This is a genomic window from Enterobacter sp. BNK-18, assembly GCF_047456135.1.
GTDB lineage: Bacteria > Pseudomonadota > Gammaproteobacteria > Enterobacterales > Enterobacteriaceae > Enterobacter > Enterobacter ludwigii.
In genome coordinates this window covers 4306784-4328005 of record NZ_CP179899.1, presented here as the reverse complement: position 1 = coordinate 4328005, position 21222 = coordinate 4306784, and the positions used below count along the sequence as shown (strand labels likewise).

18 protein-coding genes and 1 pseudogene are annotated in these 21222 nt (G+C 56.5%); 13 read left to right on the top strand and 6 right to left on the bottom strand.

Annotated elements, in window-relative coordinates; genetic code table 11:
• Entirely contained in the window at window positions 1–909 is a 909-nt protein-coding gene (gene yagE, locus ACMGG3_RS20785) for a 2-keto-3-deoxygluconate aldolase (RefSeq protein ID WP_059306323.1), read from the bottom strand.
• Between the two features lie 218 nt (window positions 910–1127).
• Window positions 1128–1580 carry a YhcH/YjgK/YiaL family protein gene (locus tag ACMGG3_RS20780; protein ID WP_014168409.1) on the bottom strand — a complete coding sequence of 151 codons (453 nt, stop codon included), beginning with the start codon at window positions 1578–1580 and terminating at the stop codon, window positions 1128–1130.
• Between the two features lie 675 nt (window positions 1581–2255).
• On the opposite strand from ACMGG3_RS20780, the gene arcA reads away from it, so the two are divergent.
• The 5 genes from arcA to ACMGG3_RS20755 all read left to right on the top strand — a co-directional run bounded on the left by arcA (window position 2256) and on the right by ACMGG3_RS20755 (window position 7503).
• Window positions 2256–3476, top strand: coding sequence for an arginine deiminase (gene arcA, locus ACMGG3_RS20775; RefSeq protein WP_020885388.1), 1221 nt, complete (start codon window positions 2256–2258; stop codon window positions 3474–3476).
• A 10-nt stretch (window positions 3477–3486) separates the two neighbouring features.
• Window positions 3487–4398: a carbamate kinase gene (gene arcC / locus ACMGG3_RS20770; RefSeq protein WP_014168407.1), complete on the top strand. Its 912-nt coding sequence runs from the start codon at window positions 3487–3489 to the stop codon at window positions 4396–4398.
• A 90-nt stretch (window positions 4399–4488) separates the two neighbouring features.
• A complete protein-coding gene (gene argF / locus ACMGG3_RS20765; RefSeq protein WP_044857995.1) occupies window positions 4489–5493 on the top strand; it encodes an ornithine carbamoyltransferase in 1005 nt (334 codons plus the stop codon).
• A gap of 46 nt (window positions 5494–5539) precedes the next feature.
• Window positions 5540–6943 (top strand): YfcC family protein, encoded by a 1404-nt coding sequence (locus ACMGG3_RS20760; protein ID WP_020885390.1) that lies wholly within the window; start codon window positions 5540–5542, stop codon window positions 6941–6943.
• Window positions 6944–7023: 80 nt separating this feature from the next.
• The gene (locus ACMGG3_RS20755) at window positions 7024–7503 is read left to right on the top strand and encodes an arginine repressor (RefSeq protein ID WP_025205741.1); all 480 of its coding nucleotides are present in this window, start codon (window positions 7024–7026) and stop codon (window positions 7501–7503) included.
• A gap of 3 nt (window positions 7504–7506) precedes the next feature.
• On the opposite strand, the pseudogene ACMGG3_RS20750 reads toward ACMGG3_RS20755, so the two are convergent.
• Window positions 7507–7624 (bottom strand): annotated as a pseudogene (locus tag ACMGG3_RS20750) (hypothetical protein).
• Between ACMGG3_RS20750 and ACMGG3_RS20745 the strand changes: the two are divergent.
• The 4 genes from ACMGG3_RS20745 (at window position 7604) to ridA (ending at window position 9610) form a co-directional block, all read left to right on the top strand.
• Window positions 7604–7708 (top strand): pyrBI operon leader peptide, encoded by a 105-nt coding sequence (locus ACMGG3_RS20745; protein ID WP_168769597.1) that lies wholly within the window; start codon window positions 7604–7606, stop codon window positions 7706–7708. The pseudogene ACMGG3_RS20750 and the gene ACMGG3_RS20745 sit on opposite strands and share 21 nt — an antisense overlap.
• A 34-nt stretch (window positions 7709–7742) precedes the next feature.
• Window positions 7743–8675 carry an aspartate carbamoyltransferase gene (pyrB, locus tag ACMGG3_RS20740; protein WP_014168402.1) on the top strand — a complete coding sequence of 311 codons (933 nt, stop codon included), beginning with the start codon at window positions 7743–7745 and terminating at the stop codon, window positions 8673–8675.
• 12 nt (window positions 8676–8687) lie between these two features.
• Complete coding sequence (gene pyrI, locus ACMGG3_RS20735; RefSeq protein ID WP_025205744.1) at window positions 8688–9149, top strand: aspartate carbamoyltransferase regulatory subunit; 462 nt, start codon at window positions 8688–8690, stop codon at window positions 9147–9149.
• 74 nt (window positions 9150–9223) lie between these two features.
• Window positions 9224–9610 (top strand): 2-iminobutanoate/2-iminopropanoate deaminase, encoded by a 387-nt coding sequence (ridA, locus tag ACMGG3_RS20730; RefSeq protein WP_014168399.1) that lies wholly within the window; start codon window positions 9224–9226, stop codon window positions 9608–9610.
• 65 nt (window positions 9611–9675) lie between these two features.
• Here the strand turns inward: ridA and ACMGG3_RS20725 are convergent, their stop codons facing one another.
• Both ACMGG3_RS20725 and mgtA read right to left on the bottom strand, forming a co-directional pair.
• Window positions 9676–12060, bottom strand: a complete 2385-nt coding sequence (locus tag ACMGG3_RS20725) for a beta-N-acetylhexosaminidase (protein ID WP_414149419.1) — start codon at window positions 12058–12060, stop codon at window positions 9676–9678.
• Between the two features lie 150 nt (window positions 12061–12210).
• On the bottom strand, window positions 12211–14919 hold the full coding sequence (gene mgtA, locus ACMGG3_RS20720) for a magnesium-translocating P-type ATPase (RefSeq protein WP_050737609.1): 2709 nt from the start codon (window positions 14917–14919) through the stop codon (window positions 12211–12213).
• A 392-nt stretch (window positions 14920–15311) separates the two neighbouring features.
• On the opposite strand from mgtA, the gene treR reads away from it, so the two are divergent.
• From treR to ACMGG3_RS20700, 4 genes are all read left to right on the top strand, one after another.
• Complete coding sequence (gene treR, locus ACMGG3_RS20715; RefSeq protein ID WP_014168396.1) at window positions 15312–16259, top strand: trehalose operon repressor TreR; 948 nt, start codon at window positions 15312–15314, stop codon at window positions 16257–16259.
• A 128-nt stretch (window positions 16260–16387) separates the two neighbouring features.
• Window positions 16388–17806, top strand: a complete 1419-nt coding sequence (gene treB, locus ACMGG3_RS20710) for a PTS trehalose transporter subunit IIBC (RefSeq protein WP_025205752.1) — start codon at window positions 16388–16390, stop codon at window positions 17804–17806.
• A 51-nt stretch (window positions 17807–17857) separates the two neighbouring features.
• Window positions 17858–19513: an alpha,alpha-phosphotrehalase gene (gene treC / locus ACMGG3_RS20705; RefSeq protein WP_414149418.1), complete on the top strand. Its 1656-nt coding sequence runs from the start codon at window positions 17858–17860 to the stop codon at window positions 19511–19513.
• A gap of 134 nt (window positions 19514–19647) precedes the next feature.
• On the top strand, window positions 19648–20394 hold the full coding sequence (locus ACMGG3_RS20700; RefSeq protein ID WP_025205757.1) for an oligogalacturonate-specific porin KdgM family protein: 747 nt from the start codon (window positions 19648–19650) through the stop codon (window positions 20392–20394).
• A gap of 8 nt (window positions 20395–20402) precedes the next feature.
• Here ACMGG3_RS20700 and ACMGG3_RS20695 read toward each other — a convergent pair whose 3' ends face one another.
• A complete protein-coding gene (locus tag ACMGG3_RS20695; RefSeq protein ID WP_014168392.1) occupies window positions 20403–21062 on the bottom strand; it encodes a MurR/RpiR family transcriptional regulator in 660 nt (219 codons plus the stop codon).
• Between the last annotated feature and the right edge of the window lie 160 nt (window positions 21063–21222).

The following is a 21222-nucleotide window of genomic DNA, read 5'->3' as shown; positions in this document are numbered from 1 at the left end:
TCAGCAGAGCTTGAGCTGTTGCAACAGGGTTTTCAGCTGCGCCTTACGCGGTTCATCCAGTGGCGACGCGGGCGGCAGCACGTATGTGGAGATCGGGCGGCCGCACAGCACAATCGCCTCTTTAATGACGTTCACAAACGGCGTATCGAGCTGATACATCTGCGGTATTTGCAGCAGGATCTGGTGGTATTCGGCCGCCTTCGCCACCTCCTGGTCACGCCAGGCCTTCAGCAGATTCACCGACACCTGCGGAGCAAAGTTACCGCTGGCCGAGATCGCGCCATCTCCCCCCAGCAGCAGGGTATTAAACAGATGATCGTCATAGCCGCAGAGCACCGTGAAGTGCGGATGGGCAGATTTGACGGTGTGGATCATGCTGCGCAGATGGGCGACGGAATCGATCGTGTCTTTGATGCCGACAATATTGCTCCGCGAGTCGGCCAGGGTTTTGACCAGCGCCGGAGTCAGATCCTGCCCGGTCAGCGCCGGGAAGTTATACAGCATTACCGGCAGCGTGACGCTGTCTGCCACCTGTTCGAAATAGCGGATCAGATTCGCTTCGGACACTTTCCAGTAGTACGGGTTGATCACCACGATCCCGTCGGCGCCGGCCTGCTGCGCATGCTGGCTCAGTTCAAGGGTTTCCCGGGCGTTGGTGCCACCGGTGCCAATCAGCACCGGCACCCGGCGATCGACATGATCGATAGCAAACCGGGCAATGGTTTTACGCTCTTCGGCGTTTAGCTGGGAGAACTCGCCGCCGCTGCCCAAAAAGAACAGGCCATCGACGCCTGCGGCGATCAGGTCGTCGATCAACGCGGCGGTGCCGTGTTTATCAAGCTGTCCATCGGCGGTAAAGAGGGTGGAGACAGGGGGAATGATTCCCGTGAACAACGCGGTCTGCGGCATGAGATCTCCTTGCTGAATTATTTTGTTCTACATTATAGAACAGCGTTCATTAATTTAACGATCATACTATGACGCAGAAAAAGCGCAGGTAAATGGGAGGCGATGAGGGAGTGCGGAAAATATAAGCTGGATCACATAATGACGGGCTGCGGCCTGATGCTTTCACCCTCTCCCACCGGAAGAGGGAATGTTTCACCCTTCGCTTACGCTAACAGGGCTTACCCCACCAGCATTTTCACCACCACTTTACGCACCTTTGCAGGCGCGCCCACCGCGCAAAGCGGCTTGTGCACTTCGCCTGGATAGAACACCACAAAATCACCTTCACTTAACACCACCGTTTTCTCCTGCCCGCCCTCGGGCAAAAACGCGATGTCTTTATCCGCCAACCAGTCGGTGTCCGGCGTGCCGTGCGGCAGGGTACTGAAGGTCATCCCCTCCTGGCCTTTCATGATTATCTGAATATCCAGATAGCGGGCGTGATACTCAGCGCGGCGCTCGGCAAACGGCTGGGTCATATCTTCAGACACCAGATAAAACAGGCTGTTGCCGTCGATGTCGTGTTTGCCGCAGGGGGTAGCATCGGTAACGTGCGCCTTGACGTACTCGATAGCCTGACGCAGTTCTTCAGGTAGCCAGGACTGCAGATGATGGATGTTGCCAGCGATCATAAATAAACCCTCAATATAAAACAGCGTTTCATTTTAATCTTTTATACGAGAATTCAGACTGTCCTACCACCGCTTTTTCGATGAGTTTTGCGCGAGCGCATGTTTATCGGGAAATGTGTTACTCCACTGTTAATCGCTCACAGGCATTTATGCAGTCTTTATGCATAACCTCAGCCCTCCGCTTTCAGGCCGTGATGCTAACTTACTGATCGTATACGCTTCATAGCAAAACTCTCTGTGACTTCACACTTTATCATTTTGGTAATTTGCTATTAAATCCCATAATTATTTATTGATTTTTCTTAAGTCAAAAATAGTTAATGGATAATAGTGCATAGTCATTCTGCGCGCCGTTTAATTATCATTAAAATCAATACCATAACTAAATATGTCAAAACATTAAATTCTACAAAATAATAACAACTCCAAATAATGCCAACGGATCCTGCTTAGCTATTCACCCGCAAATATAATCAAATTAATCATTATCTGATACGAATCATGCAAATGAAAACAAACTCCTTAATAGCTATTCTCACGTGAGCGACGTCACAATATTCATTATTTAAGCGCCTACTATAAATCTCGAAATCAATTGAGCTTAGCCGCCATGTAAATAAAGACATCACATGGCGCATGCCCTTTTTATTCTGAAAAACAGTTAAAGGAATAATTATGGAAAAGCATTACGTCGGTTCTGAAATTGGTCAATTGCGTAGCGTTATGCTGCACCGCCCAAATTTAAGTCTGAAACGTTTAACGCCATCGAACTGCCAGGAGCTGCTATTCGATGATGTGCTCTCGGTTGAGCGGGCGGGTGAAGAGCATGACATCTTCGCTAACACCCTGCGTGAACAGGGTGTGGAAGTCCTGCTGTTGACCGACCTTCTCACGCAAACGCTTGATATTGCGGAGGCCAAAACCTGGCTGCTGGAGACGCAAATCTCTGACTATCGCCTCGGGCCAACCTTTGCCGGCGACGTGCGCGGCTGGCTGGCAGATATGCCACACCGCGAACTGGCACGCAGATTAAGCGGCGGATTAACCTACGGTGAAATTCCGGCGGCCTTTAAAAATATGGTGGTGGATACCCACACGGCAAATGATTTTATTATGAAGCCACTGCCTAACCATTTATTTACCCGCGATACCTCGTGCTGGATTTATAACGGCGTGTCAATTAACCCGATGGCCAAAGCGGCCCGCCAGCGTGAAACCAATAATCTCCGGGCCATATATCGCTGGCACCCTGCGTTTGCCGATGGCGATTTTATTAAGTATTTCGGCGATGAAAACATTAATTACGACCACGCCACGTTAGAGGGCGGTGACGTATTAGTCATTGGCCGCGGCGCAGTGTTAATCGGCATGTCTGAACGCACCACGCCGCAGGGCGTTGAGTTCCTCGCCAATAGCCTGTTCAAACACCGCCAGGCCGAGCGCGTCATCGCTGTGGAACTGCCAAAACACCGCTCCTGCATGCACCTCGATACCGTCATGACCCACATCGACGTGGACACCTTCTCCGTCTACCCGGAAGTGGTGCGCAAAGACGCTCAGTGCTGGACGCTCACCCCGGACGGCCGCGGTGGCCTGCTGCGCACCCAGGAAACGGATCTGCTGCACGCCATTGAAAAAGCACTCGGCATTAATCAGGTACGCCTGATCACCACCGGCGGCGACGCCTTTGAAGCCGAACGCGAACAGTGGAATGACGCGAATAACGTGCTGACCATCCGCCCGGGCGTGGTGATTGGCTACGAGCGTAATGTCTGGACCAACGAGAAATATGACAAAGCGGGTATCACCGTGCTGCCTATCCCGGGTGACGAACTGGGACGCGGCCGCGGCGGCGCGCGCTGCATGAGCTGCCCACTGGAACGCGACGGAATTTAAAGGAGCCATCATGGAACGAAAACCCACTCTGGTTGTGGCGCTTGGCGGTAACGCATTGCTGAAACGCGGCGAGCCGCTGGAAGCGGAGATCCAGCGCCAGAACATCGAGCTAGCGGCCCGCACCATCGCCGGGCTGACGGAACAGTGGCGCGTGGTACTGGTTCACGGCAACGGGCCGCAGGTTGGGCTGCTGGCGCTGCAAAACAGCGCGTACGACAAAGTCACGCCCTACCCGCTGGACATCCTCGGCGCTGAAAGTCAGGGAATGATCGGCTACATGCTCCAGCAGGCGCTGAAAAACAACCTGCCCCAGCGTGAGGTGAGCGTCCTGCTCACCCAGGTGGAAGTGGACGCCGCCGATCCGGCATTTACTAACCCGACCAAATACATCGGCCCAGTCTACAGCGAAGCCCAGGCAAAAACGCTGCAGGCGGAGAAAGGCTGGGTGTTCAAGGCCGACGGCAGCTATTTCCGCCGGGTGGTTCCCTCTCCACAGCCGAAACGCATCGTTGAGAGCGACGCCATCACGGCACTGATACAGCGCGATCACCTGGTGATCTGCAACGGCGGCGGCGGCGTGCCGGTGGTGGAAAACGCCAATGGGTATCACGGCATTGAAGCAGTGATCGACAAAGACCTCTCTGCCGCCCTGCTGGCGCGCCAGATTGAAGCCGATGCCCTGCTGATCCTGACCGATGCCGACGCGGTGTACCTCGACTGGGGCAAACCAACCCAGCGTCCACTGGCACAGGTCACGCCGGAACTGCTCAGGGGCATGCAGTTTGACGCCGGTTCGATGGGGCCAAAAGTGGCCGCCTGCCGCGAGTTTGTCGAGGCCTGCAACGGCATCGCCGGGATCGGCGCGCTGGCCGACGGGGCAGACATTCTGGCGGGCGAGAAAGGCACGTTGATTCGCCACTGAACCGTATTTTTCCCTCACCTTCCCTCTCTCCCTGTGGGCGAGGGTCGGGGTAAGGGCACCAGACAACACCATTTTAAAAGGGACGACCCAATGACCATCAATCTGAAAAACCGTAACTTCCTCAAACTGCTGGACTACACCCCAGCAGAAATCCAGTACCTGATCGACCTGGCCATCGAGCTCAAAGCCGCCAAAAAAGCCGGACGTGAAAAACAAACCCTGGTCGGGAAAAACATCGCCCTGATTTTTGAAAAAACGTCCACGCGCACCCGCTGTGCCTTTGAAGTCGGTGCTTTTGACCAGGGCGCACAGGTGACCTACCTCGGCCCAAGCGGCTCGCAGATTGGCCACAAGGAGTCGATGAAAGACACCGCCCGCGTGCTGGGGCGGATGTACGACGGCATCGAGTATCGCGGCTACGGCCAGGCCATCGTGGAAGAGCTGGGCGAGTATGCGGGCGTGCCGGTGTGGAACGGCCTGACCGACGAGTTTCACCCCACGCAGATCCTCGCCGACCTGATGACCATGCTGGAGCATGCTCCGGGCAAAACTCTGCCGGATCTGAGCTTTGCCTATCTTGGCGACGCGCGGAACAACATGGGCAACTCCCTGATGGTCGGTGCCGCCAAAATGGGGATGGATATCCGCCTCATCGCACCGAAATCGTTCTGGCCGGAAGCCGGGCTGGTTGAGCAGTGCCGCGCCATCGCCAAAGAGACCGGCGCACGCATCACGCTCACCGACGACGTGGAGGAAGGCGTACACGGTGCCGATTTCCTCTACACCGACGTGTGGGTCTCGATGGGCGAGCCGAAAGAGGCCTGGGCCGAGCGCGTCAGCCTGATGAAGCCTTACCAGATTAACGCCCAGGTGATGAAAGCCACCGGCAACCCGAACGTCAAGTTCATGCACTGCCTGCCGGCGTTCCACAACGAACACACCAAAGTCGGCCGTGAAATCGAGATGGCCTACGGCCTGAAAGGGCTGGAGGTGACGGAAGAGGTCTTCGAATCACCGAACTCAATCGTCTTTGACGAAGCAGAGAACCGCATGCACACCATTAAAGCGGTCATGGTGGCGACACTCGGCGACTAATCACCGCCCGGCGCGCCACGGGGTGCGCCGGGTACAGGAGAACATCATGGGCAAGTTCAAGTTTCCCTCCGCTTACACCATTCTCTTTTTTCTGATTGCCGTTGTGGCGGCACTGAGCTGGGTCGTGCCTGCCGGTCAGTATCAGATGGCAATGAATGAAACCCTCGGTAAAGAAGTGCCGATTGCCGGAACGTACGCGCACGTGGCGGCGCATCCGCAGGGGCTGGTTTCCGTACTGATGGCCCCCATTGCCGGGCTGTACGATCCCGTTTCCGGCCAGGCCGGGGCGATCGACGTCGCGCTGTTTATCCTGATCATCGGGGGATTTCTCGGGATCGTCACCAAAACCGGGGCGATCGACGCCGGGATCGAACGCGTAACCACCCGCCTTCGCGGACGTGAAGAGTGGATGATCCCGATCCTGATGGCGTTGTTCGCGGCTGGCGGCACCATTTACGGCATGGCCGAAGAGTCCCTGCCCTTTTATACCCTGCTGGTCCCGGTAATGCTGGCCGCCCGTTTCGATCCGGTTGTCGCCGCATCCACCGTGCTGCTCGGGGCGGGGATCGGCACGCTCGGCTCCACCATCAACCCGTTTGCCACGGTGATTGCCGCTAACGCCGCCGGGATCCCGTTCACCAACGGTATCGCCCTGCGCGTGGCGCTGCTGGTGATCGGCTGGATCATTTGCGTGGCATGGGTGATGCGCTATGCCCGTAAAGTGCGGCTGGATCCGTCATGCTCCATCGTCGCAGACAAGCAGGAAGAGAACCTCGCCCACTTCCTCGGCAATAAAGGCGAGCAGTCGCTGGAATTTACCCCGGTGCGCAAAATCATTCTGCTGATCTTCGCCCTCGCCTTCGCGGTGATGATCTACGGCGTAGCGGTGCTGGGCTGGTGGATGGCGGAGATCTCGGCGGTATTTTTGGCCAGCGCCATTATCGTCGGGCTGATTGCCCGCATGAGCGAAGAGGAGCTGACCTCGACGTTTATCAACGGCGCGCGAGATTTGCTGGGCGTCGCGCTGATTATCGGCATTGCGCGCGGTATCGTAGTCATTATGGATAAGGGCATGATTACCCACACCATTTTGCACAGCGCGGAAGGGCTGGTCAGCGGGTTGTCCACGGTGGCGTTTATCAACGTGATGTACTGGCTTGAGGTCGTGCTGTCATTTCTTGTGCCTTCTTCGTCCGGCCTGGCCGTTCTGACGATGCCGATCATGGCACCCCTTGCTGATTTCGCTAACGTCAACCGCGACCTGGTGGTTACGGCTTACCAGTCGGCCTCCGGCATCGTTAACCTGGTCACGCCGACCTCAGCGGTTGTGATGGGCGGTCTGGCGATTGCCCGTGTGCCTTACGTGCGTTACCTGAAATGGGTTGCGCCGCTGCTGGCGATCCTGACGGTGGTGATTATGGTGGCGTTAAGCCTGGGTGCCTTGTTGTAATTTGCCGGCTGGCACTGCGCCTGTCCGGCCTACGGACCGGTGCGGTGCCACCGGTTATGTCGGGAACTGATATGGGAAATATGATGGATTACGAAGACTGCTCTCCCAGAGAACAACTGCAGCTAACGGTGTGCCAGCAGCTGATCGCCGAAAAGAGTTATCTCTCCCAGGAAGAAATCCGCCGCGATTTGCAGGAGAGAGGGTTTGACAGCATCAGCCAGTCGACCGTTTCGCGTCTGCTGAAATTGCTCGGTGTCATAAAAATTCGAAATGCCAAAGGGCTAAAGATTTATTCGTTGAATCCTCAGTTGCGCCCTGCCCCCGATGCCGCGCGTACCGTTTCCGAAATGGTGGTGAGCGTGGAGCATAATAGCGAATTTATCCTTGTTCATACCGTGGCCGGATATGGCCGTGCGGTGGCGCGAATTCTGGATTATCACCAGTTACCGGAAATTTTAGGTGTGGTTGCCGGAAGCAGTATCGTCTGGGTCGCTCCCCGGGTGGTGAAGCGTACTGCGCTGGTGCATAAACAAATTAATTATTTACTCAGAACGAATTAATATTCATAAAGAACCGTTTGCATTGAGTAAAGTGTGCATTAAACCCCTTGATCCGAAAATCGAGCTGCGTATAATGCCCGACAATTTGCCGGGAGGAAGCATGGTCAAGCGTGTACGACATAACGTCTTACCGCGTCTGAAATCAGACGCTGGCCTGCCGTTTTTCTTCCCGTTGCACAATCTATTCCCAGAGCCCCTCATTTGAGGGGCTTTTTTTTGCCCGGCGTCAGGAGATAAACATGAATCCGCTTTATCAAAAACACATCATTTCCATAAACGACCTCAGCCGCGAAGAGCTGGAACTGGTTCTGGAAACCGCGGCAAAACTGAAGGCAAATCCGCAACCGGAACTGCTGAAGCACAAGGTGATTGCGAGCTGCTTCTTCGAAGCGTCGACCCGCACTCGCCTCTCCTTCGAAACCTCCATGCACCGCCTCGGCGCGAGCGTGGTGGGTTTTTCAGACAGCAGCAACACCTCGCTGGGTAAAAAAGGCGAAACGCTGGCGGATACCATTTCAGTTATCAGTACCTACGTTGACGCGATTGTGATGCGCCACCCGCAGGAAGGCGCGGCGCGTCTGGCGACCGAATTTTCCGGCGGTATTCCGGTGCTGAACGCCGGAGACGGGGCCAACCAGCATCCGACGCAGACCCTGCTAGATCTGTTCACCATTCAGGAAACGCAGGGCCGTCTGGAAAACCTGAACATCGCCATGGTGGGTGACCTGAAATATGGCCGCACCGTTCATTCGCTGACCCAGGCGCTGGCGAAATTTAACGGCAACCACTTCTTCTTCATCGCGCCGGACGCGCTGGCAATGCCGCAGTACATCCTCGACATGCTGGACGAAAAAGGGATCCCGTGGAGTCTGCATGCCAGCATCGAAGAGGTGATGGGCAACGTCGATATTCTGTATATGACCCGCGTGCAAAAAGAGCGTCTGGATCCGTCTGAATACGCCAACGTGAAAGCACAGTTTGTGCTGCGCGCCAGCGACCTCGACGGCGCACGCGAGAATATGAAGGTGCTGCACCCGCTGCCACGTATCGATGAGATCACCACCGATGTGGATAAAACGCCGCACGCCTGGTACTTCCAGCAGGCCGGAAACGGCATCTTCGCCCGCCAGGCGTTACTGGCACTGGTTCTGAATCGCGAATTGGCTCTGTAAGGGGAAACGACAATGACACACGATAACAAACTCCAGGTTGAAGCCATCAAACGTGGCACCGTGATTGACCACATCCCTGCCCAGATCGGCTTTAAGCTGCTGACGCTGTTCAAGCTGACCGAAACCGACCAGCGCATCACCATCGGCCTGAACCTGCCGTCAGGTGAAATGGGCCGCAAAGACCTGATCAAGATTGAAAACACCTTCCTGACCGACGAGCAGGTTAACCAGCTCTCTCTGTACGCGCCGGATGCCACCGTGAACCGCATCGACGAGTACGAAGTGGTCGGTAAATCCCGTCCCAATCTGCCGGATCGCATTGAAAATGTGCTGGTCTGCCCGAACAGCAACTGCATCAGTCATGCTGAGCCGGTTTCGTCCAGTTTTGCAGTGAAAAAACGTGCCGATGACATCGCACTCAAATGCAAATACTGCGAAAAAGAGTTTTCTCATTATGTGGTGCTGGCCAACTAATTGAGGTTGGTAAAGGATCCCGGCCTCCCTATAATGGCCGGGAACATTTAATCAGCTGTTATTCTGGAGAAATCATGACCAAAGTACTCGCGACGGAAAATGCACCAGCGGCTATCGGCCCATACGTTCAGGGCGTTGATCTGGGTAGCATGATTATTACCTCTGGCCAGATCCCGGTGAACCCAAAAACGGGTGAAGTGCCAGAAGACGTGGCGGCGCAGGCGCGTCAGTCGCTGGAAAACGTACAGGCTATCGTGGAGTCTGCGGGTCTGAAAGTGGGCGACATCGTGAAAACCACTGTATTCGTGAAAGATCTGAACGATTTCGCGACCGTTAACGCCACGTACGAAGCGTTCTTCACTGAGCACAACGCCACTTTCCCTGCACGCTCCTGTGTGGAAGTTGCGCGTCTGCCTAAAGACGTGAAAATTGAAATCGAAGCGATCGCCGTACGTCGCTAAGTTTCAGTCAGGGGCAGCCGACGCTGCCTTTGTGCCCGGCAGGCAACGCGCTACCGGGCGTTTTGCTACTGATTCCGCGTCGCCCGTAGCAGCGTCTCCAGCGGATACACCGCCGCAATCACCACTTCATCCTGTATTTTCGCCGCGTTATCCAGCTCGCCCTGAATAGAGGCAATCTCGTTGTCATCCAGCGTCCCCTGACGCGCCACCAGATCCGTCAGCCGCAGGCCAATCGAGGCCAGCTTATCCACCTCCTGAATAACCGGTTTAATCGCCTTCAGTGCGTAGCTGTTTTCACTTAATGCCAGCGCATCGCTGGTGTTGCTTTGCCAGCGGTTGAAGACGTGGCGCAGCGCATCGGCGCTTTCCGTGTCTTCCGCGTCGCTGACCAGGCGGTCAGCCCATTTGTTCATCTGGCGCACCGTGGCACTTTCGGCGTTGAGCGCATCAGCAAACCGGTTAAGCGGTTCGAACTGATGGTAATTTCCGGCCTGGAACTTAAGGTGCTGACGGGTGTAATACTGCGCCGGCTCGATTGCCTGCGCGAGGATTTGCAGCGGAAGGGTATCGGCGTTATTCGCCAGACGCGTGAACTGTACCTGCTGCTGAGTATGCTGTTGCAGCCCGACCGAGACCGTCGACCAGCTGTCCATCGCCTGCAGGCGGGTGTACATATTGTCGACATCGTTAACGTCCTGCGCGGACCATAACCGCTCCGCCACCGCAAAGGTGCGCGGCCACAGGCGGATATCCAGCACCGGTGCGACCACGTTTTCCGCCCACAGCGCGGCTTCCCCGCCGAGCAGGTTGACCTGATGAGCGGCGTCCGGTACCACCGGCGGGATGCCTTTGGGGATATCGACCAGCCGCTTGCCGCTAATGGGATAGCGGGCATTGCCCACCAGGAAATAGCCGCTCAGCTTATCGTTGTCCACCGACACCACCGGGCGCGTTTCGCCCATCCAGGTATCGACGGTAAACGTCACCTGATTGTCGTCGCGCCACGCAATATCCTGTACCGCACGACGGGATTTCCCGGCGAAATCAATAAATCCACGCCAGCCGGAATCCCCTTTCACCAGGGTGAAGCTCCCCTCCACCGGCTTGCCTTTCAGACGCGGCATGGTGAATGTCCAGCTCTGGGCGCTGTCGGTGTCGCCAATCACATCCTCGCCGTTTAACCCCTGCGGCACAATTTCATTGCGGTAGTGATAGGCGGTGGACTGGGGCTGATCGAGGTAAAAGCCGGTCGAGAGAATGCCTTTATAGCCCTTCTGCGCCACCTGCCCCAGCGCGTCCTGGCCCTGCCAGGACTGGATCAAGATGCTTTTTGGCAGATCAGGATGAGCAATCTCATCCCAGCCCACCATCTGCCGGTGGTGTTTTTCGAGGATATTTTCCAGCTTGCGGTTGAAATAGGCCTGCAGGGCATGGCTGTCTGCCAGTGTGTTGTCGCGCATAAACTGCTGAATGGCGGCGTTCGCTTTCCACTGGGTGTCATCCACTTCATCGCCGCCGATATGCAGATACGGATCGGGGAAGATCGCCGCCAGTTCACTGACCATCGCCTCCGCAAACTGATAGGTCGCCGCTTTTGTCGGATCCAGGACCGGTTTCAGCACGCCCCAGTGGCGTTCCATCACATACGGTCCCGGGCCGCTCATCAGTTCCGGGTAGGCCACGGCAATCGCCGAGGCGTGGCCCGGCATGTCGATCTCCGGCACCACGCGGATGCCGCGTTCGGTGGCATAGCGCACAACGTCGCGCATCTGTTCCGGCGTGTAAAACAGCCCGTCGCTGGCGAGCTGCGTGAGCTTTGGATAGCGTGTCGAGCTGAAGCGCCAGCCCTGATCGTCGGTCAAGTGCCAGTGCAGCACGTTGAGTTTTGCCGCCGCCATACCGTCAATCTGCCGTTTGATATCCGGCAGCGGGATAAAGTGTCGTGCCGAGTCAAGCAGCAGCCCACGCCACGGGAAGCGGGGGGAATCCTCAATAGTGACCCACGGCAGAGAGGTGTTTTCCGCCCCGTTTTGTATCAGCTGCAGCAGGGTTTCCATGGCGCGCAGCGCGCCAAAACGGGTGTTGGCGGTGATATCCACGCCACTGGCATCGACCGTGAGCGTATAGCGCTCATCGCTGTCCGGCAGCGGCTGCGGCTTCACTTTTTTGGTAATGGCAATGCGGATAGTGGGCTTGTCCGGTTTAACGGCCTGCGGCTGTAGCGTCCAGCCGGTTTGCAGGGCGATGCGCTGGCGCAGACGGTTGACCGCGTCGCCGAGGTCGTCTCCGGTAACGCTGACGGAAAGGGTGTTGCTGAGTACCAGTGCGCCCTGCGTCGCGGGACGTTCAACCTTCGCAGGCCAGGGCATCAGGGGAAGGTCGCCTGCCGGAGCGGCAAACGCTGACGCGCCGAGCATCAGCCCGGCGGTTAAGAGACTGTACCGTAACATGAATGTTCCTTATCTGACGGGCCAAATAAAGGCAAAACATTCAGTTAACATGCGCTCATTTTGTCGTCAAGCGAATGCGCTGACGGAGATCACAGGTTGTTGAATTTGGGAGGAAACGTACCCCTCTCCCGTGCCGGGAGAGGGGGGAAATCACTGCCACCCATACCGACGGCTATAGAAGCCTTTGACCATTTGCGTCAGCACCATGTAGCCCGCGAGGATCGCCACCAGCCACGGGAAGTAGCTCAGCGGCAGCGCCTGCAGCTGGAGGTAGCTGGCCAGCGGCGAGAACGGCAGTGCAATGCCGAGCGCCATCACGATACCGGTCATGACAATCAGCGGCCACGCGGCCCGGCTCTGGATGAACGGGATGCGACGCGTACGGATCATATGCACAATCAGCGTTTGCGACAGCAGCCCTACCACGAACCAGCCGGACTGGAACAGCGTCTGGTGTTCCGGCGTGTTGGCATGGAACACAAACCACATCAGGCAGAAGGTCAGAATGTCGAAGATGGAGCTGATCGGGCCAAAGAACAGCATAAAGCGCCCCAGATCGGACGGATTCCAGCGCTGCGGCTTCTGGATCTGCTCGTCGTCCACGTTATCAAACGGGATGGCGACCTGAGAGACATCGTACATCAGGTTCTGGATCAGCAGGTGCAGCGGCAGCATCGGCAGGAACGGCAGAAACGCACTCGCCACCAGCACGCTGAAAACGTTACCGAAGTTGGAACTGGCGGTCATCTTGATGTACTTCAGCATGTTGGCGAAGGTACGACGTCCCTCGATAACGCCCTCCTCCAGCACCATCAGGCTCTTTTCCAGCAGAATGATATCCGCCGCTTCACGGGCAATGTCCACCGCACCGTCTACGGAGATACCAATATCCGCCGCACGCAGGGCGGGCGCATCGTTAATGCCGTCGCCCATAAAGCCCACCACATGCCCTTCGCGACGCAGCAGGGTGACAATGCGCTCCTTGTGCATGGGTGTCAGCCGGGCGAACAGCGTGGTGCGCTGCGCAAGCGTCGCCAGCGCATCATCGGAGAGGTGCTCAATATCACTTCCCACAACGACGTCACCCGCATCCAGCCCCACTTCATGACACACTTTGGCGGCCACCAGCTCGCTGTCGCCGGTAAGGATTTTCACGGTGATGCCGCTGGCCTTTAACGCTTTCAGCGCAGGCGCGGTGGTCTCTTTCGGCGGATCGAGGAATGCGATATAACCCTCGAGGATCAGATCGGATTCGTCGATACGCTGATAGTCCCCTTCGCGTGCAGGCAGGAATTTACTCGCCACCGCCACCACGCGCAGCCCCTGACGGTTCAGGTTATCGGTGACGCGCTTGATACGGCGCAGCATGGTTTCATCCAGCGGCACAATGTCGCCGTTATAGCGCACCTGGGTTGAGACATTGAGGATCTCCTGCAATGCGCCTTTGCAGATCAGCTGATGCACGTCCGGATGCTCGCTCACCACCACCGACATGCGGCGGCGCTCGAAGTCGAACGGGATCTCATCCACTTTCTGCCAGCGCCCGGAAAGCGTGCGGGCAGATTCTTCATCCACGCCTTCGAGCACGGCGACGTCGAGCAGGTTTTTCAGCCCGGTCTGGTAGTGGCTGTTCAGCCAGGCGCTGTGCAGCACGCGATCGCTGGTTTTACCGGCGATATCGGTGTGGTTCTCCAGCACAATTTTGTCCTGGGTCAGCGTGCCGGTTTTATCGGTGCAGAGAATGTCCATCGCGCCAAAGTTTTGAATGGCATCCAGGTGTTTGACGATCACTTTCTGTTTTGACAGTTTGACCGCCCCGCGCGCCAGCGTGGAGGTGACAATCATCGGCAGCATTTCAGGCGTTAACCCCACGGCGACGGAGAGCGCAAACAGCGCCGCTTCCCACCAGTCGCCCTTGGTATAGCCGTTGATCAGCAGCACGATCGGCGTCATCACCATCATAAAGCGGATCAGCAGCATGCTGACGCGGCCAATCCCCTTCTGGAAGGCATTCGGTTCGCTCTCCTGCTCGCTCACGCGCCCGGCCAGCTGTCCAAACCAGGTGTTGCCGCCGGTAGCGATGACCATTGCCTGCGCCGTGCCGCTGACCACCGTAGTGCCCATAAAGCAGAGGGTGTCACACTCGAGCGGGTTCATCTGCTGCGGGTCGCGGGTGCGCGCCACTTTTTCCACCGGCAGAGATTCACCGGTCAGCGAGGCCTGCGCCACGAACAGATCCCGCGCCTGAAGAATACGTAAATCCGCGGGGATCATGTCGCCAGCCGCCAGCTTCACCAGATCGCCCGGCACCAGCTGGTCGATGGGCAGCTCAACCCAGGCGTTCTCCCCGAGATCGTTAATGACGCGCGAGACGGTTGCGGTGTTGCTTACCATCGCTTTCAGGGCGTCTGCCGCGCGGGTAGAACGGGCCTCCTGAATAAAGTTCAGCAGCGTGGAGATCCCCACCATCAGGGCGATAACCCCGGCGGCAAACAGATCTTCGGTGGCATAGGAGATAATGCCAAGCACGGTCAGCAGCAGGTTGAACGGGTTACGGTAGCAGGTCCACAGATGCACCCACCACGGCGCCGGTTTTTGCGCCGGAATTTGGTTATCGCCATGCACGGCACGGATTTTTTCCACTTCCGCCGCGTTCAGCCCCTCCGGATGCCCGCCAAAGGCACGCCAGACTTCGTTTTCATCCATCGCCGCCACGTTCAGGCAGCGTTGGCTCAGGGAAGCAGGGATCGCTGCAGAGGCCATATTTTTGGCATTTGGCAGCGGGTCGCGCTGAACAAGACGATGTGGCAGGTGGCGGCTCAGCATCGCCTGCAGCTGCCGGGTGATATTTTTAAACATAGTCATTCCCCCGCGCCCGCAAACGCGGACACAGTATTTCCTGCAGGCGTGGCAAGGCCGTACCTGACAGGCACTTAATGTTTTAAGCAGGAACGTGCAGGACGTTGCTGCCTCACATACCGGTGAGACAGCACAAAGGCTGGCTTACCGGAAAGAAAGAACGCTCCCGTTCAGGAGAAGCGTGGGATCGGGATCCATGTCACCTCCGGTAAGTAAAAAAGTAGGGTACCGCCGCGCAGTATAAGGATTTAACCGTACCGTTTGCGGTGATTCGGGCGGTATTATACTCCCCCGCAAATAAACCGAACGTAAACCAGACTTTGCCCATAGCGAAAACACGCTATAGCATTAGGCTCTACTGACCACGTTGTCATTGTTACAGGGAATACAGCATGCAGAACCGCCTTACGATAAAAGACATCGCGCGTTTAAGCGGCGTGGGGAAATCCACCGTATCGCGCGTGCTCAACAATGAGAGCGGTGTCAGCGAACGCACCCGCGAGCGCGTCGAGGCGGTAATGAATCAACACGGTTTTTCCCCTTCCCGTTCTGCGCGCGCCATGCGCGGGCAAAGTGACAAAGTGGTTGCCATTATCGTCTCGCGACTGGATTCCCTGTCCGAAAACCTCGCCGTTCAGACCATGCTGCCCGCCTTTTATGAGCAGGGCTACGACCCAATCATGATGGAGAGCCAGTTCTCCACGCAGCTGGTTGAAGAGCATCTGGGTATGCTCCAGCGGCGCAACATTGACGGCGTGGTGCTGTTCGGTTTTACCGGCATCAAAGAGGAGATGCTGAAGCCCTGGCAGGCGTCGATGGTGATGCTGGCGCGCGATGCCCACGGTTTTGCCTCCGTCTGTTACGACGATGAGGGGGCGATTATTACCCTGATGCAGCGTCTGTACGATAAAGGCCATCGCCATATCAGCTACCTCGGCGTACCGCATGCGGACGTTACCACCGGCAAGCGGCGTCACGAGGCCTACCTGACCTTCTGTAAACAGCACAACCTTTCCGCCGTCGCATCTCTGCCGGGTCTGGGAATGAAACAGGGCTACGAGCAGGTCGCCAGCGTGCTGACCCCGCAGACCACGGCGCTGGTGTGCGCCACCGATACCCTGGCGCTGGGCGCGAGTAAATATCTTCAGGAGCAACGCATAGAAGGGCTGCAGATCGCGAGCGTAGGCAGTACGCCGCTGATGAAGTTTCTGCACCCGGAGATTATCACCGTCGATCCAGGCTACGCCGAGTCAGGCAGGCAGGCCGCTGCACAGCTGATCGAGCAAATTAACGGACGTGCTGAGCCGCGTCAGATCGTAATTCCTGCCCACCTTTCATAACCCTCGTTTATCCGTTTATTGTGATCTTCGCCTGATTTCGGGAACGTTCCCATTTTCGTCGTCACGCTGAAGGAGTAGGCTTGCGCTCAGGTCATTACCCCCCTCACCATCGGTCATGAGGTTTCATGATGAGTAAAGTCAAACAAGAAGATATCGACCAGTTGATTGTCCTGGTAGGCGGCCGTGAAAACATCGCGACCGTCAGCCATTGCATTACCCGCCTGCGCTTCGTGCTGAACGATCCGGCCAAAGCCGATCCGAAAGCCATTGAAGCGCTTTCCATGGTCAAAGGCTGCTTTACCAACGCCGGTCAGTTCCAGGTCGTCATCGGTACCGAAGTGGGCGATTACTATCAGGCTCTGCTGGCGACAACCGGGCACAGTTCAGCCGATAAAGAGCAAGCCAAGAAAGCTGCACGCCAGAATATGAAATGGCACGAGCAGTTAATTTCCCACTTCGCGGAGATTTTCTTCCCACTGCTCCCGGCGCTGATCAGCGGCGGTCTGATTCTGGGCTTCCGCAACGTTATCGGTGATGTGCCGATGAGCGACGGCAAAACCCTGGCGCAGATGTACCCGGCGCTGAAAACCGTTTACGACTTCCTGTGGCTGATTGGCGAAGCGATCTTCTTCTATCTGCCGGTCGGGATTTGCTGGTCAGCGGTGCGCAAAATGGGCGGTACGCCGATTCTGGGTATCGTGCTGGGCGTCACACTGGTCTCTCCACAGTTAATGAACGCTTACTTACTTGGTCAGCAGGTGCCTGAGGTGTGGAACTTCGGTCTGTTCACCATTGCGAAAGTGGGCTATCAGGCACAGGTGATCCCAGCCTTGCTGGCCGGTCTGACGCTGGGCTTTATTGAAACGCGCCTGAAACGCATCGTACCGGATTACCTCTATCTGGTGGTGGTGCCGGTCTGCTCCCTTATTCTGGCCGTCTTCCTCGCCCATGCGTTTATCGGTCCGTTTGGCCGCATGATTGGCGACGGCGTTGCCTTCGCGGTACGTCACCTGATGACCGGCAGCTTCGCGCCGATTGGTGCCATGCTGTTTGGCTTCCTGTACGCCCCGCTGGTGATCACCGGCGTGCACCAGACCACGCTGGCGATTGATATGCAGATGATTCAGAGCCTGGGCGGTACGCCGGTCTGGCCTATCATCGCGCTGTCTAACATTGCGCAGGCCTCGGCGGTCACGGGCATTATCCTGGTCAGCCGCAAGCATAACGAGCGTGAGATTTCTGTTCCGGCCGCCATCTCCGCCTACCTCGGCGTCACCGAACCGGCGATGTACGGTATCAACCTGAAATACCGCTTCCCGATGCTGTGCGCGATGATCGGCTCCGGTCTGGCAGGCCTGGTATGCGGTCTGTACGGTGTGATGGCGAACGGGATCGGTGTCGGCGGTCTGCCTGGTATTCTCTCCATCCAGCCCGCTTTCTGGCAGGTGTTTTCCCTGGCGATGGTCATCGCGATTGTCGTTCCAATGGCTCTCACCACCGTGGTTTACCAGCGTAAGTACCGTCAGGGCGCGCTGCAGATTGTTTAACTTCATCTTTCGGGGCGCAGTTGCGCCCCTTCGCATTTGCAGGAACGCATTATGAATACCCTTCCTCACTGGTGGCAGAACGGCGTTATCTACCAGATCTATCCAAAGAGTTTTCAGGACACGACGGGCTGCGGTACCGGCGATTTACGCGGCGTCACGCAGCGGCTGGACTACCTGCAAACCCTCGGCATCGACGCCATCTGGCTGACGCCGTTTTATATTTCCCCGCAGGTAGATAACGGGTACGACGTGGCGAATTACACCGCCATCGACCCGGCCTACGGCACGCTGGATGATTTTGACGAGCTGGTCGCGCAGGCCCATCAACGCGGCATTCGTATCGTGCTGGATATGGTGTTCAATCACACCTCAACGCAGCACGCCTGGTTCCGGGAATCGCTGAATAAAGAGAGCCCGTATCGCCAGTTCTACATCTGGCGCGACGGTACGCCGGAACAACTGCCCAATAACTGGCGCTCCAAATTTGGCGGCAACGCCTGGCGCTGGCACGCCGAGAGCGAGCAGTACTATCTGCACCTGTTCGCCCCCGAGCAGGCGGACCTCAACTGGGAAAACCCGCAGGTGCGCGCCGAACTGAAAAAGGTATGCGAGTTCTGGGCCGACCGTGGCGTGGACGGTTTACGCCTCGATGTGATTAACCTGATTTCTAAAGACCAGGATTTCCCGGATGACGCCGTGGGCGATGGCCGTCGCTTCTATACCGACGGACCGCGCATTCATGAGTATCTTCAGGAGATGAGCCGCGACGTCTTTACTCCGCGAAACCTGATGACGGTAGGCGAGATGTCGTCGACCTCGCTGGAAAACTGTCAGCAATACGCCTCTCTCGACGGGCGCGAGCTGTCGATGACCTTCAACTTCCACCACCTGAAAGTGGATTACCCCGGCGGCGAAAAGTGGACCCTGGCCAGGCCGGACTTCGTGGCGCTGAAAACCCTCTTCCGCCACTGGCAGCAGGGCATGCACAACAAAGCCTGGAACGCGCTGTTCTGGTGTAACCACGATCAGCCGCGCATTGTGTCGCGCTTTGGCGATGAAGGGGAGTACCGTCCCCACGCCGCGAAAATGCTCGGTATGGTGCTGCACGGAATGCAGGGCACCCCGTATATTTATCAGGGCGAAGAGCTGGGTATGACCAACCCGCACTTCAGCCGTATAACCGATTACCGCGACGTTGAAAGCCTTAATATGTTCGCTGAACTGCGGGTCAACGGTCGCGCCCCTGAAGAATTGCTGGCTATTCTGGCGAGTAAATCCCGCGATAATGGCCGCACGCCAATGCAGTGGGATGCCACACACAATGCGGGCTTTACCGAGGGTGAGCCGTGGATTGGCGTTTGCGACAACTACGAGACGGTCAATGCCCGTGCGGCGCTGGACGATACTGATTCGGTGTTTTACACCTACCAGACGCTGATTCGCCTGCGCAAAACCCTGCCGGTGCTGACGTGGGGCGATTATGAAGACCTGCTGCCTGACCACCCTTCCCTGTGGTGCTATCGCCGGCGGTCGCAGGGCCAGACGCTGATGGTGGTGGCAAACCTGAGCCGTGAGCGCCAGCAATGGGTTCCCGCGTCAGTACAGGGAGCCTGGCGGGTCGCACTGAGCAACTATGCGGATGCTCCCCCTCAGCCCGACAACCTGCTGTTGCGCCCGTTTGAAGCCATCTGGTGGATACAGGAATAACCCTCAAGAGATACAGCCAGCTGTATCTCTTTTTTTATGTTTAGCGATACGCTAAATGTACGACGATAACTTTTACTTCACGGTGTGCCAAAATAAGAATAGCCCTGCCATTTAAATAACCTCGGCAGGACATTATGAAAAAGACAATTATTAAAGCAACATGTATTAGCGCATTATTATTAAGTACCCAGGGATGGTGCGGAAATACCTCCGTCGATCTTCGCTTTGGTCATAATACGCGCTCAGACGTAAATGATTCACGTATTAAAGTGATGCATCAGGCTGATAACGGTTTTTACTTCTCCGTCGAAGCGGCGCAAAACCATAACGATACGTTCTTTGGTGATACCGACCGATATAATCCGGACGAAAAAGGGTTAACGGAGGCAGCACAGGAAATCGAAACGCGCTGGCGTTTTGATCTGGGAAATGGGTTCGCCATCGCGCCAGGGATGGTGACCGTCTTTACCGCCAGCAATACGCATTACCGGCCCTTCATCCAGGGTTGGAAAGCATTCGATAACGGCCTGAACCTGTCTGCCCGCTACCGCTATAACACCGTTAACGACGCGCACAGCGACAAACGCCTGGACGGCAGCGGCTACACCCGCCGCGAGTCGCACCAGTTCGACCTGTGGTTCGCGTACAACATCGGGAAATTCGGCATGTCCTATAACCCGCGCTTCCGCTGGCAGGATAATGTCGATCAGGGAACCGGGGATGATACCTACTGGGAGCACACCGTAGCGTTCAACTACAAGCTCGACGACGGCTGGACGCCTTACGTCGAACTGGTGTCGCTGGATAAAACCTACCTCACTCAGGATGGCAATCATGAAAATGATTACGCCATTCGTCTGGGTATCGTGAAACAGCTCTGACGGCCTGCCTACTCCGTATCGTGCTGCAGAAGCCTGCAGCCGATACGATCGACGGCGCTTAACAGGTCCAGCTGCCCCTCTCGCTGGTATAACGAGACGGCATTCATATCAATCGACAACGGCCAGCACAGCGTAGAAAGCCCGGCCAGCGTCGAACCCTGACGGGTAATCGCAATAATCTTTAGCCCTTTACGCAGCGCGTTACGCGCCATTTCAATCAGCGACTGCGTCTCCCCGGATTTACTGATCAACACCAGCGTGCCCTTCGACACCCGGGTCAACTGGTGCATATCATTCAGAATCAGGTGCGGCAGGCTCGCCAGTGACAAAAAACGCGACAGGTAGTTGAGGCTGGTGAGAGACGCCCCGCGTGCATATAAATAGATATGGCTGGAATGGGTCAGTAACCGGGACACGTCCACCACGATATCGTCTGCCTGCGGCCCCATCGCAGGCTCGGCAGGGACAGACGTAAAATGGTCGCGTAAAAACCGATAGCGAAGCTCGGTATAACTTTTATAGCCCATTTTCTTACAGACACGATTAACCGAGGTGGTTGTCGTAAAAGTATCACGCGCAATCTCTTTTGCCGATATATCAGAAATATTGCGTGCGTGGTGCTGAATGTATTCAAATATCAACCGTTCACTTCCCTGAAATGAATTCATTTATTACGTCCTGTTAAAACCTAACAGGATATTAGCAGAATAGCGAAATAGTCTCTGGAAGGCGCTTCACATATTGCAACATAGCGTATGACGATACGTAATTAGTATTAGCAAACCTTAAACACTGTTTTAAGTTCTCTTTATACTTTCGCTATTTTCA

Excerpts from the sequence above, each read along its gene's own strand:
- yagE (WP_059306323.1), bottom strand. The coding sequence starts at position 909 with ATGCCGCAGACCGCGTTGTTCACGGGAATCATTCCCCCTGTCTCCACC.
- ACMGG3_RS20780 (WP_014168409.1), bottom strand. The coding sequence starts at position 1,580 with ATGATCGCTGGCAACATCCATCATCTGCAGTCCTGGCTACCTGAAGAA.
- arcA (WP_020885388.1), top strand. The coding sequence starts at position 2,256 with ATGGAAAAGCATTACGTCGGTTCTGAAATTGGTCAATTGCGTAGCGTT.
- arcC (WP_014168407.1), top strand. The coding sequence starts at position 3,487 with ATGGAACGAAAACCCACTCTGGTTGTGGCGCTTGGCGGTAACGCATTG.
- argF (WP_044857995.1), top strand. The coding sequence starts at position 4,489 with ATGACCATCAATCTGAAAAACCGTAACTTCCTCAAACTGCTGGACTAC.
- ACMGG3_RS20760 (WP_020885390.1), top strand. The coding sequence starts at position 5,540 with ATGGGCAAGTTCAAGTTTCCCTCCGCTTACACCATTCTCTTTTTTCTG.
- ACMGG3_RS20755 (WP_025205741.1), top strand. The coding sequence starts at position 7,024 with ATGATGGATTACGAAGACTGCTCTCCCAGAGAACAACTGCAGCTAACG.
- ACMGG3_RS20745 (WP_168769597.1), top strand. The coding sequence starts at position 7,604 with ATGGTCAAGCGTGTACGACATAACGTCTTACCGCGTCTGAAATCAGAC.
- pyrB (WP_014168402.1), top strand. The coding sequence starts at position 7,743 with ATGAATCCGCTTTATCAAAAACACATCATTTCCATAAACGACCTCAGC.
- pyrI (WP_025205744.1), top strand. The coding sequence starts at position 8,688 with ATGACACACGATAACAAACTCCAGGTTGAAGCCATCAAACGTGGCACC.
- ridA (WP_014168399.1), top strand. The coding sequence starts at position 9,224 with ATGACCAAAGTACTCGCGACGGAAAATGCACCAGCGGCTATCGGCCCA.
- ACMGG3_RS20725 (WP_414149419.1), bottom strand. The coding sequence starts at position 12,060 with ATGTTACGGTACAGTCTCTTAACCGCCGGGCTGATGCTCGGCGCGTCA.
- mgtA (WP_050737609.1), bottom strand. The coding sequence starts at position 14,919 with ATGTTTAAAAATATCACCCGGCAGCTGCAGGCGATGCTGAGCCGCCAC.
- treR (WP_014168396.1), top strand. The coding sequence starts at position 15,312 with ATGCAGAACCGCCTTACGATAAAAGACATCGCGCGTTTAAGCGGCGTG.
- treB (WP_025205752.1), top strand. The coding sequence starts at position 16,388 with ATGAGTAAAGTCAAACAAGAAGATATCGACCAGTTGATTGTCCTGGTA.
- treC (WP_414149418.1), top strand. The coding sequence starts at position 17,858 with ATGAATACCCTTCCTCACTGGTGGCAGAACGGCGTTATCTACCAGATC.
- ACMGG3_RS20700 (WP_025205757.1), top strand. The coding sequence starts at position 19,648 with ATGAAAAAGACAATTATTAAAGCAACATGTATTAGCGCATTATTATTA.
- ACMGG3_RS20695 (WP_014168392.1), bottom strand. The coding sequence starts at position 21,062 with ATGAATTCATTTCAGGGAAGTGAACGGTTGATATTTGAATACATTCAG.